Below are 12,792 nucleotides of genomic sequence, written 5' to 3'. Positions count from 1 at the left end.
GACAGACACCATCTCGGCATCGGAGGCAAGACCCCCATCGACCGAATCAACAACGGTCGAGGTCAGTACAACTAGGCCCGGCGTCACGCGACGCCTCGCCGACGACGTCGGCTGCACCTACTGGGTCAGGATCTCGCTGGAGGTGAGCGCCACCGTGAGCGCGGCCGCCGCCACCACGCAGGCTGTGACACCCACAGCCGACCCCGTGAAGTGAGCCGAATGGACGCCTGCCCGGGCGATCACCAGCCCACCCACGGTGAAAAGCACGAGAGCCGCGGCGTATACCAGGAGCATCAGGTACATCAGGTCACGACCCCGAAGCAGTCCATGGCCTCCTTGAAGGTCGGGACATACTGCCTGGTCTCGGGCGTGTGAAGAACATGGACCTCGTAGGTCCCGCCCAGCTCGGAGATGTAGCCGAAGACCGCCTGCGTGTCTTCGATCGATCCTGCACGGTTGGCACACACCTGCCACTCGTGCTCATTGATCGGTTGTGCGATCACCTCGCGGTGCGGTGCGTCGCTCACGATATCCGACATCGAATGCCTCCCAACTTTTCCAGCGCAACCAGAGAATGTGGTACTGCTGAAGAAAGTCGACCCAGCGGGGTTCGACAAGGGGCTTGACGCCGGGAGTGGCATTCGCTAAGAGGTTATGCCCTGGACCTCCTCGATCGGCAGAGTGCCCGCCTTGACCGCTTCGGCCTCTGCTTCGGAGATGATGATGAGGCCCCGCGACGTGTGGGAGAGTTCCGTCAGTACCTCGAGCCAGGGCCGGCTCAATTGAGGCTGCCGACTTCCGTAGAAACGGAATTGCAGCGGGATGCTGGGCGACAGCCAGAGCGACATCCGGCCGGAGCCGGCATCCGGCTCATTGGACCAGCTCAGGAAGAAGTTCTCCTGACGGCGCAGCTTCGCTGCGATCACAAACTTCAGATGAGCGAGGATGCGATCCTCGATCTCATACTCTGTCCCCGAACCGTAGATGAGAACGCCCATGCCGCAATCATCTCACTCCACACCCCCGCAGCGCGCCGAAAGAGGGGCTGCCGCGGGGGTGCTAGTGATCGCGGATCATGCGGATGAGGTCGGACTTCTTCTTGCCCGAATAGCCGCTCACTCCCAATTCCTTCGCACGGCCACGGAGCTCCTCGACGGTCCAGTCCTCGTAGTCGCCGGACCTGCCGCCCTTCCTGCCCACGCTGGATGCGCCACGCTTGGCCACCGCATTGGAGACCCTCGCAGCCTTCTCCTTGGACGCGCCCTCATCTCGGAGCTTCTCATACAGCTCCGGCTTCTTGAGGCGGGTGTCCTTCTTGCCAGGCATGACAGGCCTTCCTCCCGGTCACACCGAGCGTCGGCCGGAGAGGTAACGGAACAGCCAGGCGATGACCGCGATGATCAGCAGGACGATTCCGACCCAGAGCAGGAAGTTCACAGCCTGAACGAATCCTCCGACGAAAAGCAGGATGATGGCGATGATCGCCACGATCGCTAATAGTGCATTCATGATTCGGTTCCTCATTTCTCTTCATTGCGCAGAAGGAGTCATGGACACGGCCACAACTCCCTCCGCCCTATCCAGCCAACTCCGTATGGGCCGACCTTCAAGGGGCTTGCCGGGCAGGCCCAAGCCTGCTATGACGGCGGATGGCACTCACTCGAGGTCCGGACACCGCAGTGCTTTGAGGGCGCGCGCTTCGAGCTGACGCGCCCGCTCTCTCGAGATTCCCATTCGGCTCCCGACCTCCCCGAACGACATCGGGCTCTCCCCGTCCAGGCCGTACCGCATGGACAGGAGCCGCGCCTGCCGGTACGGCAAGCGAGCGATCTCGGTGCGCAGGCGCTGGATCCTCATCGTCATCGTCACCATCTCGATGACGGGAGCGGCATCGTCGTCTTCGATGATGTCACCCAGTTGTCCCTCCGAATCACTCGGGCCGATGGGGAGTTGGAGCGAGACACCGTCGCGATCGATCTCGAGGAGTCGCTGCACCTCTTCGAGGTCGAACTGCGACTCCTGGGCGAGCTCCTCTGGCGCCGCTCTGCGGCCGAGGGCCGAGTCGAGACCCGCTCCGATCCGCCGCAGCCTGCTCATCTTCTCAGCCGTGTGCACCGGCACGCGGATGAGGTGGCCGCCTTCGGCGAGACCGCGCGTGATGGACTGCCTGATCCACCACACCGCGTAGGTCGAGAACTTGAATCCCAGCCGGTGGTCGAATTTCCTGATGGCCCGGTCGAGACCCACATTGCCGTCCTGGATGACGTCGAGCAGGGGGATGTCCTGCCCGCCGTACTGCTTGGCGATGCTCACGACCAGTTTGAGGTTCGCATGCACGAAATCGCGGTAGGCGGCCTCGCCGTCCGTGACGAGCGTCCGGAGGTCGACTCGGGTCTGTGCGTCGATGCCGGTCGCCGTCTCCAACCGTTCCCGCGCCAGCAAGCCGACCTCAATCCGTGTGGCCAAATCCTGTTCCTCGGCGGCCGTCAGTACGGCGTAGCCCCCGATGCTGCGGAGGTATTCGCCGAGGCCGTCGGCGCTGACCCGGCCGACCCCTCGGACAGGCGAGTGCCGTACACCCCGTATTCGTTCACGCGGGCTCGGCTCGGGAAGCTGCAACGCATTCGACATGACCTTCCTCCATTGCTCACGCGATTCGGGTTCGCCATGTCCGCGCAATAGGGGTGCGTGGACCTGTCCCTATTTGCCCATGGCAGAAGTACCTCGAACAAGGGGTTGTTATCTCAGTCGCATCATGGTAAAAATGCGTCGCCCATGCAGAGGGGTCGCGCCCCGCAGAGTCGGGGGTCAAGCTCAACAGCGCGCGACAGGGGCATCCTCGGTGGGGGCATCCTCCCCTGGAGGAGATGGTGGAGATGGGGGGAATTGAACCCCCGTCCACTGCTGTGGTCGTATGCCTTCTACGGGTGTAGCCAGTGCAGGCGTTCTACTCGGCTCCGGAATTTGCCACTGGCACCTAATCCGACAAGCCCAGCCTTAGTTCAAGTCCCGCGACGCCCTAAGACGTAACGTCGCAGCAATCTCTCTGGATGACGCCAGAAATCCGGGTAGAGAGCATTCCCGGCCTGACGGACTTCTTTAGTGCGCTCGCTTAGGCAGCGAGGGCGAAGTCAGTGCGCTTTGCATTGGCACTTGTTTTTTGCGGGGATCGTTTACGAGATAACCCTGCATCCTCGACCCGCTTCTCACACTCTCGCAGGCAATGTCGAAACCGATCATCCCCATGCTCGAGCTCCCCCATCACTGGTGGTGGAGAGCCGGCCACTGTCACGCGCTGTTGAGTTGTCACACTGCCTGAGGCAGCCCTCCAGTCTACCTTCCGCATCCGGATGCCGCCAGCCCCGCCGCTGTCCGATCCGTTCCCGAGCGCGCCGGCATCCAGCATGATTAGCTAATACCACCGAGAATTGTTCGGGCGACGATGCCCGACACATGGAAGAGGAGTCCGCCCGTGAGCCGTTACGCCGTCACCAATCCCGCCACTGGTGAAACCCTGAGCACCTACCCGCAGATCTCGGATGCCGACCTCCAGCAGGTGATCGCCTCCGCGGAGAGCGCCTACCGCACCTGGGGCCGCACCTCGAGCATCGAGGAGCGCGCCGCCGTGGTGCGCAAGGTCGGCGATCTGCACTCGGAACGCCGCGAGGAGCTCGCCGCCATCATCGTGCGCGAGATGGGCAAGCCCATCGGCGACGCGCTCGGCGAGGTCGACTTCGCCGCCGACATCTACCGCTACTACGCCGACAACGCGCGCGAGTTCCTCGCGGATGAGAAGATCGAGCTCGCCGAGGGCAGCGAGGGCACGGCCGTCATGCGCACGAACCCGCTCGGCGTGCTCGTCGGCGTCATGCCGTGGAACTTCCCCTACTACCAGGTCGCCCGTTTCGCCGGCCCCAACATCGTCGTCGGCAACACCATCATTCTCAAGCATGCATCGCAGTGCCCCGAGTCGGCCGCCGCGATCGAGCAGATGTTCCGCGACGCAGGCGCCCCGGACGGCGCATACACGAACGTCTACGCGAGCAGCGAGCAGGTGGCCACGATCATCGCCGACCCGCGCGTGCAGGGCGTCTCGCTCACCGGTTCGGAGGGCGCGGGCTCCGCGGTCGCGGAGGTCGCCGGCCGCCACCTCAAGAAGGTCGTGCTCGAGCTGGGTGGATCCGATCCCTTCATCCTGCTGAGCACGGACGACATGGATGCCACAGTCGAGTCCGCGGTCGCCGCGCGCCTCGACAACAGCGGCCAGTCCTGCAACGCCGCGAAACGGTTCATCGTCATCGACGGTCTCTACGACGAGTTCCGCGAGAAGTTCACGGCGAAGATGCTGGGCGTGACCCCGGGCGACCCGCTCTCCGAGGATTCCGGATACGGGCCGCTCTCCTCGCTCGGTGCCGCAGAGGGCCTCGACGAGCAGGTGAAGCGCGCGGCGGCGCAGGGGGCGACGGTCACGAGGTCGGGCGAGCGCGACGGCGCCTTCTTCCCGACTGCGGTGCTCAGCGACATCTCGCCGAAGGCCGACGCCTTCCGCGAAGAGTTCTTCGGACCGGTCGCCTCGATCTACCGGGTCTCGAGCGAGGATGAGGCCATCGAGGTCGCCAACGGCACGCCGTTTGGCCTCGGCTCCTACCTGTTCACGACTGACCCCGAGCAGGCGAAGCGCGTCGCCGACCGTATCGACGCCGGAATGGTGTACGTGAATGTCGTGCTGGCGGACAGCCCGGAGTTGCCCTTCGGCGGAGTGAAGCGCAGTGGTATGGGCCGCGAACTCGGCCGTTTCGGCGCCGGGGAGTTCGTGAACAAGAAGCTCATCCGCATCGGCTGAACCACCCGACACTGTGACACGCGGCCTCACGGTGGCGGCGGGTAGTCTGTCGCCATGAGCGAGACCGTGATCACCGTGCAGGGCCAGCACTCGGCGTTCCACCCGGCGGAGCGCGCCACCGTGCAACTCACCATCGGCTTCGACGGGCCGCAACGCGGCCAGGTGTTCGACGCCGCCAACGCGCGTGCCGACGAGCTGCGGGGGCGCATCACCACGCTGCATGACGGAAAGGTCGGCCCGATCACCTGGTGGTCGAGCGACCGGTTACAGGTGTGGAGCGACCGGCCCTGGAACCAGGAGGGCAAGCAGTTGCCGCTCGTCCACCGCGCGCGCATCGGCTTCACCGCGAAGTTCAGCGACTTCGAGATCCTCGCGAAGTTCCTCGAAGAACTCGCCTCCGTCGAGGGCGTCACGATCGGCTCGATTGAGTGGGCGCTCACCGAGGCGCACCGCACGGCGGTGACGGCCGAAGTGCGTACCCGTGCGGTCAAGGATGCGATCGACAAGGCGACCGTCTACGCGAAGGCGATCGGGCTGGGCGAGGTGCGGGCGGCCGCGATCGCCGACCCGGGGATGCTCGGCGACCAGGCTGGCGCATCCGGGCACATCGAGATGGCGATGGCCTCGCGCGCCTTCAAAGCTGCGGATGCCGGCGGTGGCCCGGCGCTCTCCCTCAAGCCGGAGGACATCGAGGTGTCCGCGACCGTCGACGCCAGGTTCGTGGCGAGCTAGGCAAACCCTCTCCGGTCGCCCCACCTTCTCCGGTCGCCCCGCCTTCTCCGGTCGCCCCGCCTTCTCAGGTCGCCCCGCCTTCTCAGGTCGCCCCGCCTTCTCAGGTCGCCCCGCCTTCTCCGGTCGAGCTTGTCGAGACCCCCGCGCCCGCGATCTCGACAAGCCCGATCGGAGAACTCAGAAAGCTAGCTAATTCAGTCCCCGAGGTGCTTGCGGCTCGACATCGCGCGCTGGGCCTCGCGGACATCCTGCCGCTCGCGCAGCGTCTGCCGTTTGTCGTACTCGCGCTTGCCCTTGGCGACCGCGAGCTCGACCTTCGCGCGACCGTCGCTGAAGTACAGCCGCAGCGGCACGAGCGTGTAGCCGCCCTCCTTCACCTTGTTGTGGATCTTGAGGATCTGCGCTTTGTGCAGCAGCAGCTTGCGCTTGCGGCGCGGGGCGTGGTTGTTCCAGGTGCCGCCCACGTATTCGGGAATGTGCACGGCATCCAGCCATGCCTCTCCCCCGTCGATGTAGGCGTAACCGTCGACGAGGCTCGCGCGACCCTCGCGCAGCGACTTGACCTCGCTGCCGGTCAACACGAGCCCTGCCTCATAGGTGTCTTCGATGGCATAGTCGTGCCGCGCCTTGCGATTGGTGGCGACCACCTTCTCGCCACGTTCCCTGGGCACGGTACAACTCCTGAATGGTGAAGAGTGCCGGATGTCGGCAGCCCACCAGCATAACGCGCGCTCCACCCGCACAGAACCCCATCACCTCCGCGAGGGGTCGGTAACTGTCCTTCGTGGCAGGCAGGAAGGACAGTTACCGACCCCTCGCGGCGCAGCAGGCCAGAGCCGGGCAGGCGCGCGCTAGACCCGCAGGTAGCGGCGGATGGCGACAGCCGCCGAGACCGCGGCGAGCCCCGCACCGCCGACGATGAGGATGGGCACGACGATGAAGGCGTCGCCGATATCCACAAACGGGGTCGCCGATGGGGTCGCGTTGAGGTAGCCCTGCACGAAGAAGTGCACGATCGCCACGATCGCACCACTCGCGAGCGCCGATCCGATGAGCGCCGCCACCACCCCCTCGAGCACGAACGGGGTCTGGATGAACCGGTTGGATGCGCCCACGAGCCTCATGATCCCGAGCTCCCGGCGGCGGCTGAACGCGCTCAGGCGGATCGTCGTCGCGATGAGCAGCACCGCGGCGATGAGCATGAGCCCGGCGATGCCGATGGCCGTGAAGCTCGCCGCATTCAACGCGTCGAAGATCGGCTGGAGATATTTGCGCTGGTCGACCACCTCATCCACCCCGGCGACGCTCGACAGCCTCTCGACCAGGACATCCGACTGGGAAGGGTCCTTGAGGTTCACCCAGAACGTCTCGGGGAGAAAATCCGGTGTGACGAACCCGGTGGCCTCAGTGCCGAACTGCTCCTGGTAGCGGGCGAACGCCTGATCGTGATCCTCGAAGTCGTACTGAGAGATGAGAGGGGCGAGCGGCGGCGCCTCGAGCTGCTGCTCGATGTTCGCCTTCTGCTCGGTCGTCGCCTCGATCTCGTTGCAGTTGCCGCCCTCCACATACTCGGTGCACAGATACACGGCGACCTGCGCCCGGTCGTACCAGTAGCCCTTCATCTGGTTGATCTGCAGCTGCAGCAGGATCGCCGCACCCACGAAGGTGAGCGAGATGAACGTCACGAGTACGATCGAGACGACCATCGACGCATTGCGCCGAAGCCCCTGGCCGACCTCGGAGAGAACCAGGCCGAACCTCATCGGCCCACCCCGAACCCAGACGACGTGGGCGGCGGCGCCTGCTGCTGCACGGGCAGCGCCTGCGTCTGGTAGCCGCCCTGCCGCTCATCGCGCACGATCTGGCCGCTGACGAGCTCGACGACACGGCGCTTCATCTGGTCGACGATTCCTGCATCGTGGGTGGCCATGATGACCGTCGTCCCACCGGCGCTGATGCGGTTGAGGAGGGTCATGATTCCCGCGCTCGTGGTCGGGTCGAGGTTGCCGGTCGGCTCATCGGCGAGCAGGATGGACGGCTTGTTCACGATGGCCCGCGCGATCGCGACCCGCTGCTGCTCACCGCCGGAGAGCTCATGAGGCAACCTGCCCGTCTTGCCGGCAAGCCCCACCATCTTGAGCACATCCGGGACCGCCTCCTGGATGAACCCCTTCGACTTGCCGATGACCTGCAGCGAGAAGGCGACGTTGTCGAACACCGACTTCTGCGGGAGGAGGCGGAAATCCTGGAAGACGACGCCGAGGTTGCGGCGGAAGTAGGGGACCTTGCGGCTCGTGAGCCTGCTCAGGTTCTGGCCGAGCACGTGGATCTGGCCCTTCGAAGGTGACTCCTCCTTGAGCACGAGCCGCAGGAAGCTCGACTTGCCGCTGCCCGACGCCCCGACGAGGAACACGAACTCGCCACGGAGGATCTCGAGAGTCACCGAGTTGAGGGCCGGCCTCGTGTTGCCCGAGTACAGCTTCGTGACCTGGTCGAATCGAATCATGACCTTACGAGCCTAAGCAGGGGTGCGCGGATGCTCGGTAGCGACTCACTACTTACGTTTGCGCCACCGGATGCCCGCGCTGATGAAGCCGTCGAGGTCGCCGTCGAAGACGGCTGAGGGGTTGTTGACCTCATACTCGGTGCGCAGGTCCTTGACCATCTGGTACGGCGCGAGCACGTAGCTGCGCATCTGGTCGCCCCAACTGGCGGTGATGACGCCGGCGAGTTCCTTCTTCGTCGCCGCCTCCTGTTCGCGCTGCAGCACGAGCAGCCGCGACTGCAGCACGCGCATGGCCGCCGCCCGGTTCTGGATCTGGCTCTTCTCGTTCTGCATCGACACGACCGTGCCGGTCGGGAGGTGCGTGATGCGCACGGCCGAGTCGGTCGTGTTGACCGACTGGCCGCCGGGGCCCGACGACCGGAAGACATCCACCCGGATGTCGCCCTCCGGGATGTCGATGTGCTCGGTCTCCGCCATGAGCGGGATGACCTCAACCGCGGCGAAACTCGTCTGACGCTTGCCAGCCGAGTTGAAGGGGCTCATCCGCACGAGCCGGTGCGTGCCCGCCTCGACGCTCAGTGTGCCGAACGCGTAGGGCGCATCCACCTCGATCGTCGTCGACTTGATGCCCGCCTCCTCCGCGTAGCTCGTGTCGAGCACGCGCGTGGCGTAGCCGTGCTGCTCGGCCCAGCGCAGGTACATCCGCTGCAGCATCTCGGCGAAGTCGGCGGCATCCACCCCGCCCGCGCCCGCACGGATCGTGATGACCGCGGGCAGCGCATCCCACTCGCCGTTGAGAAGGGTCTGAACCTCGAGCTCGCCGAGCAGCTTCTGGATGCTCGCCAACTCGGTGCGAACCTCCTCGGCCGCCGCCTCGTCCGACTCCTCGTTCGCGAGCTCGACCATGATCTCGAGGTCGTCGAGCCGCTGCTGGATGCCGGTGATCTTCGCCAGCTCCGCCTGCCGGTGGCTCAGTGCGCTCGTGACCTTCTGCGCCTTCTCCGGGTCGTCCCACAGGTCGGGTACGCCCGCCTGCTCGCTGAGGCTCGCGATGTCGGCCTCGAGCCGCTCGACCCCGACGACCGAGCGGATGTCCGCGAACGTCGAGCGCAGCGCGGCAAGGTCTTCAGAGATGTCGAGCTCATTCATGTCCGATCAAGACTACCTTTCCCGCCGGAGAGGCCTCGTACGCCGAATAGACCATGAGCCGCCGAATAGAGTTGAGCAGTCATGACCACATCCGAGCCGCCACCCTTCAGGTTCAGCTCGATCGCACTGCCTGCCGTCCTGCCGACACTCGCCTTCTCGATCGGCGAGGGCGCCATCATTCCGATCATCCCGATCGTCGCCCACAACCTGGGCGCGCAGCTTGCGGTCGCAGGCCTCATCGCCGCGATGATCACGGTAGGCCAGCTCTTCGGCGACGTGCCGAGCGGCTGGATCATCAGCCGGATCGGCGAGCGTGCGAGCATGATCTACGCGGCCCTCCTGTCGATCGTCGGCCTCGCACTCGCCATGTTCTCACCGAATCCGTGGGTTCTGGGTGTCGCGATCTTCCTCATCGGTCTCGCGACCGCGGTCTTCGGGCTCGCGCGCCACGCGTTCATGACGAGTTTCGTTCCCGTCGCCTTCCGCGCCCGCGCGCTCTCCATCCTTGGGGGCAGCTTCCGGCTCGGCCTCTTCATCGGCCCATTCCTCGCTGCGGCCGTCATCCACCTCACGGGATCGACCTCCTCGGCATTCTGGGTGCACGTCGCCGGATGCCTCGTCGCCGCACTGCTGCTGGTCTTCCTCCGAGACCCCGAGGCCACGTTCCGCCCGAGGCTCGCAGCATCCGGGCAGCGCGAGGGTGAGATCCTCCTTGAGCGCGAGTCCCACGGTCTGTTCCAAACGATCGTCAAAAACCGCGGCGTGCTCGCCCGACTCGGATCCGGCGCCCTCCTCGTCGGAGCGCTGCGCGCGAGCCGCCAGGTCCTCGTTCCCCTCTGGGCGGTGAGCATCGGCATCTCGGATGCGAACACCGCCCTCATCATCGGTATCGCCGGCGCCCTCGACTTCGCGCTCTTCTACACGACGGGTCAGATCATGGACCGGTGGGGACGGATGTGGACGGCCCTGCCGTCGATGATCGGGCTCGGTCTCGGGCACCTCGTACTCGCGTTCACCCACGACTTGTCCGCCAACGCCGCATGGTTCATCGGCATCACGATGGCGCTCGGCGTGGCCAACGGATTCGGAACCGGGCTCCTCATGACGCTCGGCGCCGACCTCGCCGACAAGAAGGATCCGGCGCCATTTCTCGGCGCATGGCGCTTCACCTCGGATGCCGGAGGAGCTGCAGCACCCCTCGCGATCTCCGGCCTCACCGCGCTCGTCTCGCTGTCGTTCGCGAGCGGGGTCATGGGCATCCTCGGGCTCGTCGGCGCCGGCATCCTGTGGCGATACCTGCCACGGTACGCCCCGCGCAGGCGTTAGCATTTCCTCCACATGATTCCCACGGCCAACCTCCTCGCCTTCGGGCTCGCATCGATCCCGCTCATCGTCATCCCGGGCCCGAGCGTGCTGTTCACGATCGGCCGTTCACTCTCCCTCGGCCGGGTCGGTGGGCTGCTGAGTGTCGTCGGGAACGCCGCCGGCGCGCTCGTCATCTCGATCGCGATCGCCTTCGGACTCGGCACGCTTCTCGAGGAATCCGTCGTCGCGTTCACGATCGTCAAGCTGCTCGGGGCCGCCTACATCATCTTCCTCGGCATCCAGGCGATCCGGCATCGCCGTCGGAAAGCGGGTGCCGTCACGGCACCCGTCGCCCGTCGCGGCGCGTGGCGCACGATCTGGGAGGGATTCGTGGTCGGTGTCACCAATGCGAAGTCGATCATCTTCATGGTCGCCGTGCTCCCCCTCTTCGTGGACCACTCGGCGGGCGGCATCCCGCTGCAGATGCTGCTGCTCGGAATCGTCTTCGTCATCGTGGCTCTCCTGTCGGACAGCGTCTGGGCACTCGCTGCCGGGGCTGCGCGGGACTGGTTCGCCCGGTCTCCGAAGCGCATCGCGACCCTCAGCGCGACCGGCGGCGTCATGATGATCGGACTCGGCGCGGCCGTGCTGTTCGTGAACCACGAGCCGACCTGAGCGCTAGAAAGGGGCCGAAAGTGCCCTTCCGCGCCAGCGTGAAGGGCATTATGGGACCCTCAGCGGGAGAAGACCGAGCGGGCGACGGCCGTGACCTCGATACGGATGCCCTCCGGCACGAGCGCCGAGACGACCGGCGGGCGCCAGTATGCGGAAAGCGCGACGGTCGCGCTGCGTCCGTCGACCGTCTCCGCGCGATCCAGGCTGAGCGATTCGAAGCCCGAGGTCGGGACGGCAGCGAGGTATCCGGCGACGGCGACGGCGACATCCGGGGTCTCGAGCCTGGCACGCAGGCCGTCCGGGGTCTGGATGACCTCGTCGAGGTCGAAGGCCTCCGCGCCGACGAGTGCGGCGCCGTCCGCAAGGGTGAACAGGCGCTTGCGCTCGAGGTAGAGCGAGGTGGCGGCGACCACGATGAGGACGAGCACGAGGCAGAGGAAGCCGTAGAAGATGGTGAGCGGAAGGGTGGAGCCGCGGTCATCGCTAAGAGCGCTCTTGAGATTCTCGCCGCGTGATTCCTCAGTGAGTTGTGACGCGCTCATCGGTCGGCGCTCCAGAAGCGGGAGACCCGCTCAGTCGCGGTCGCCTGCAGGGGGATGCCGAGCGGTACCTCGAGTTGCAGCACCGGGGGAACGAGCGGCATCGGCACAGTCACCCCTACCGAGATCGTCACGGTGCCGAGCCTGGTGAGGCACGCATCCGGATGCGGCGAGCACGTCACCGCGACGTGCGGCTCTAGAGCGTCGAGGCCGGCATCCGCGAGGGCGAACCGGATGGCCCGCTCGGCTCGGGCGGCCGCCTCGGCGGTGCTCCCCGACTGCACGTACACGCGCACCGCCTGACGGGCCGCACCCTCGACCGCGAAGGCGCCGCCCTGGATGGACGACATCGTCAGCACGAGGTAGACGACCGGCAGCAGCAGGATGAGCCCGACCGTGATGAACTCGAGCGAGGCGGTACCGGCTTCTTCGCGGAGTCGGGCGGCTTCGCGCTGCAGGCGCTCAGTCCAGCGTCTCCACTGCGGCATGCCCCTCCACCTCCAGTCCGTGCTCGATGCCGATGAGACCGATGAGCGGCAGCGGGGCGCGCACGGTGACGATTGCGGCCGGATGGCCGAGGTAGCTGCCGTAGGACGCCGATACGTCCTCCGCGTAGCTCGGCCCGAGCGCGACCGTCACGAGCTGACTGGTCCGCTCGACCCCGTCGGCCAGCCCGTTGTCGGCGAGCGCGGCGAACCGCGCGCCTTCGGCGGCCGCATCCAGCACGGTGTTGCGGATGAGCAGGACGAGCCCCAGCTGGATGACGGAGAGGGTCAGGATCGTGAGCAACGCCCCGACCATGACGAACTCGGCGACCGCGGAGCCGGACTCCTCCTGCGCGAGCCGCTGCGGCATCCGCACGGTCAGAACCCGGTGACGCGATCGATCGCCTGCTGGAAGACCTCGCCGAGGGCCGGCCCGGCGAGCGCCCAGATGATGATGACGAGGCCAGCGGTCATGAGGGTGATGAGCACCCACCCTGGGACGTCGCCGCGGTCATCCGCGAGGAAGGGACTGAGTCGAGTTCGCAGCATCCGCACAGT

General features: G+C 66.2%; 18 protein-coding genes and 1 other RNA gene. 5 read left to right on the top strand and 14 right to left on the bottom strand.

All coding sequences use genetic code 11. The features are described from left to right. Positions 1-214, top strand: a 214-nt coding sequence (locus ABD678_RS13355) for a hypothetical protein (RefSeq protein ID WP_344757587.1), incomplete at its 5' end; no start/stop codon positions are given. Between the two features lie 88 nt (positions 215-302). Here the strand turns inward: ABD678_RS13355 and ABD678_RS13350 are convergent. The 6 genes from ABD678_RS13350 to ssrA form a co-directional block, all read right to left on the bottom strand. Then, complete coding sequence (locus ABD678_RS13350; protein WP_344757585.1) at positions 303-539, bottom strand: hypothetical protein; 237 nt, start codon at positions 537-539, stop codon at positions 303-305. A 105-nt stretch (positions 540-644) separates the two neighbouring features. Further along, on the bottom strand, positions 645-998 hold the full coding sequence (locus tag ABD678_RS13345; RefSeq protein ID WP_344757583.1) for a DUF7882 family protein: 354 nt from the start codon (positions 996-998) through the stop codon (positions 645-647). A 61-nt stretch (positions 999-1,059) separates the two neighbouring features. Beyond that, positions 1,060-1,326 (bottom strand): DUF7218 family protein, encoded by a 267-nt coding sequence (locus ABD678_RS13340; RefSeq protein ID WP_344757581.1) that lies wholly within the window; start codon positions 1,324-1,326, stop codon positions 1,060-1,062. Between the two features lie 18 nt (positions 1,327-1,344). Beyond that, the gene (locus ABD678_RS13335) at positions 1,345-1,509 is read right to left on the bottom strand and encodes a hypothetical protein (RefSeq protein WP_344757579.1); all 165 of its coding nucleotides are present in this window, start codon (positions 1,507-1,509) and stop codon (positions 1,345-1,347) included. 147 nt (positions 1,510-1,656) lie between these two features. After that, positions 1,657-2,631 (bottom strand): sigma-70 family RNA polymerase sigma factor, encoded by a 975-nt coding sequence (locus tag ABD678_RS13330; protein WP_344757577.1) that lies wholly within the window; start codon positions 2,629-2,631, stop codon positions 1,657-1,659. Between the two features lie 237 nt (positions 2,632-2,868). After that, positions 2,869-3,244: a transfer-messenger RNA gene (gene ssrA, locus ABD678_RS13325) on the bottom strand. 228 nt (positions 3,245-3,472) lie between these two features. Here ssrA and ABD678_RS13320 point away from each other — a divergent pair. Both ABD678_RS13320 and ABD678_RS13315 read left to right on the top strand, forming a co-directional pair. Then, on the top strand, positions 3,473-4,843 hold the full coding sequence (locus tag ABD678_RS13320) for an NAD-dependent succinate-semialdehyde dehydrogenase (protein WP_344757575.1): 1,371 nt from the start codon (positions 3,473-3,475) through the stop codon (positions 4,841-4,843). Positions 4,844-4,897: 54 nt separating this feature from the next. Further along, positions 4,898-5,575 carry an SIMPL domain-containing protein gene (locus tag ABD678_RS13315; RefSeq protein ID WP_344757573.1) on the top strand — a complete coding sequence of 226 codons (678 nt, stop codon included), beginning with the start codon at positions 4,898-4,900 and terminating at the stop codon, positions 5,573-5,575. 194 nt (positions 5,576-5,769) lie between these two features. Here ABD678_RS13315 and smpB read toward each other — a convergent pair whose 3' ends face one another. The 4 genes from smpB to prfB form a co-directional block, all read right to left on the bottom strand. After that, positions 5,770-6,246: an SsrA-binding protein SmpB gene (gene smpB / locus ABD678_RS13310; RefSeq protein WP_344757571.1), complete on the bottom strand. Its 477-nt coding sequence runs from the start codon at positions 6,244-6,246 to the stop codon at positions 5,770-5,772. 180 nt (positions 6,247-6,426) lie between these two features. Then, complete coding sequence (gene ftsX / locus ABD678_RS13305) at positions 6,427-7,338, bottom strand: permease-like cell division protein FtsX (RefSeq protein ID WP_344757569.1); 912 nt, start codon at positions 7,336-7,338, stop codon at positions 6,427-6,429. Continuing rightward, positions 7,335-8,081: a cell division ATP-binding protein FtsE gene (ftsE, locus tag ABD678_RS13300; RefSeq protein WP_344757567.1), complete on the bottom strand. Its 747-nt coding sequence runs from the start codon at positions 8,079-8,081 to the stop codon at positions 7,335-7,337. The genes ftsX and ftsE overlap by 4 nt, the downstream gene beginning before the upstream one ends. A gap of 48 nt (positions 8,082-8,129) precedes the next feature. After that, entirely contained in the window at positions 8,130-9,230 is a 1,101-nt protein-coding gene (gene prfB / locus ABD678_RS13295; RefSeq protein WP_344757566.1) for a peptide chain release factor 2, read from the bottom strand. Positions 9,231-9,311: 81 nt separating this feature from the next. Between prfB and ABD678_RS13290 the strand changes: the two genes are divergently transcribed. After that, a complete protein-coding gene (locus ABD678_RS13290; RefSeq protein ID WP_344757564.1) occupies positions 9,312-10,556 on the top strand; it encodes an MFS transporter in 1,245 nt (414 codons plus the stop codon). A 12-nt stretch (positions 10,557-10,568) separates the two neighbouring features. After that, the gene (locus ABD678_RS13285) at positions 10,569-11,210 is read left to right on the top strand and encodes a LysE family translocator (protein ID WP_344757562.1); all 642 of its coding nucleotides are present in this window, start codon (positions 10,569-10,571) and stop codon (positions 11,208-11,210) included. Between the two features lie 59 nt (positions 11,211-11,269). Here ABD678_RS13285 and ABD678_RS13280 read toward each other — a convergent pair whose 3' ends face one another. The 4 genes from ABD678_RS13280 to ABD678_RS13265 are packed head-to-tail and all read right to left on the bottom strand — an operon-like array spanning position 11,270 to position 12,783. Then, positions 11,270-11,752, bottom strand: coding sequence for a pilus assembly protein TadG-related protein (locus tag ABD678_RS13280; protein WP_344757560.1), 483 nt, complete (start codon positions 11,750-11,752; stop codon positions 11,270-11,272). Further along, entirely contained in the window at positions 11,749-12,237 is a 489-nt protein-coding gene (locus ABD678_RS13275) for a hypothetical protein (RefSeq protein ID WP_344757558.1), read from the bottom strand. Before ABD678_RS13275 ends, ABD678_RS13280 begins: the two co-directional genes overlap by 4 nt. Further along, a complete protein-coding gene (locus ABD678_RS13270; RefSeq protein ID WP_344757595.1) occupies positions 12,212-12,604 on the bottom strand; it encodes a TadE/TadG family type IV pilus assembly protein in 393 nt (130 codons plus the stop codon). Before ABD678_RS13270 ends, ABD678_RS13275 begins: the two co-directional genes overlap by 26 nt. Before the next feature lie 8 nt (positions 12,605-12,612). Continuing rightward, positions 12,613-12,783, bottom strand: a complete 171-nt coding sequence (locus tag ABD678_RS13265; RefSeq protein WP_344757556.1) for a hypothetical protein — start codon at positions 12,781-12,783, stop codon at positions 12,613-12,615. Positions 12,784-12,792: the final 9 nt, after the last annotated feature.

The sequence above is a fragment of the Leifsonella bigeumensis genome (assembly GCF_039537265.1).
Lineage (GTDB): Bacteria > Actinomycetota > Actinomycetes > Actinomycetales > Microbacteriaceae > Terrimesophilobacter > Terrimesophilobacter bigeumensis.
Note: the sequence above shows the minus strand (reverse complement) of the source record. Positions and strands in the feature narration are given on the sequence as shown.

Excerpts from the sequence above, each read along its gene's own strand:
- ABD678_RS13350 (WP_344757585.1), bottom strand. The coding sequence starts at position 539 with ATGTCGGATATCGTGAGCGACGCACCGCACCGCGAGGTGATCGCACAA.
- ABD678_RS13270 (WP_344757595.1), bottom strand. The coding sequence starts at position 12,604 with ATGCCGCAGCGGCTCGCGCAGGAGGAGTCCGGCTCCGCGGTCGCCGAG.
- ftsE (WP_344757567.1), bottom strand. The coding sequence starts at position 8,081 with ATGATTCGATTCGACCAGGTCACGAAGCTGTACTCGGGCAACACGAGG.
- ABD678_RS13275 (WP_344757558.1), bottom strand. The coding sequence starts at position 12,237 with ATGCCGCAGTGGAGACGCTGGACTGAGCGCCTGCAGCGCGAAGCCGCC.
- ABD678_RS13285 (WP_344757562.1), top strand. The coding sequence starts at position 10,569 with ATGATTCCCACGGCCAACCTCCTCGCCTTCGGGCTCGCATCGATCCCG.
- ABD678_RS13330 (WP_344757577.1), bottom strand. The coding sequence starts at position 2,631 with ATGTCGAATGCGTTGCAGCTTCCCGAGCCGAGCCCGCGTGAACGAATA.
- ABD678_RS13335 (WP_344757579.1), bottom strand. The coding sequence starts at position 1,509 with ATGAATGCACTATTAGCGATCGTGGCGATCATCGCCATCATCCTGCTT.
- ABD678_RS13340 (WP_344757581.1), bottom strand. The coding sequence starts at position 1,326 with ATGCCTGGCAAGAAGGACACCCGCCTCAAGAAGCCGGAGCTGTATGAG.
- prfB (WP_344757566.1), bottom strand. The coding sequence starts at position 9,230 with ATGAATGAGCTCGACATCTCTGAAGACCTTGCCGCGCTGCGCTCGACG.
- ABD678_RS13290 (WP_344757564.1), top strand. The coding sequence starts at position 9,312 with ATGACCACATCCGAGCCGCCACCCTTCAGGTTCAGCTCGATCGCACTG.
- ABD678_RS13345 (WP_344757583.1), bottom strand. The coding sequence starts at position 998 with ATGGGCGTTCTCATCTACGGTTCGGGGACAGAGTATGAGATCGAGGAT.
- ftsX (WP_344757569.1), bottom strand. The coding sequence starts at position 7,338 with ATGAGGTTCGGCCTGGTTCTCTCCGAGGTCGGCCAGGGGCTTCGGCGC.
- ABD678_RS13265 (WP_344757556.1), bottom strand. The coding sequence starts at position 12,783 with ATGCTGCGAACTCGACTCAGTCCCTTCCTCGCGGATGACCGCGGCGAC.
- ABD678_RS13280 (WP_344757560.1), bottom strand. The coding sequence starts at position 11,752 with ATGAGCGCGTCACAACTCACTGAGGAATCACGCGGCGAGAATCTCAAG.
- ABD678_RS13315 (WP_344757573.1), top strand. The coding sequence starts at position 4,898 with ATGAGCGAGACCGTGATCACCGTGCAGGGCCAGCACTCGGCGTTCCAC.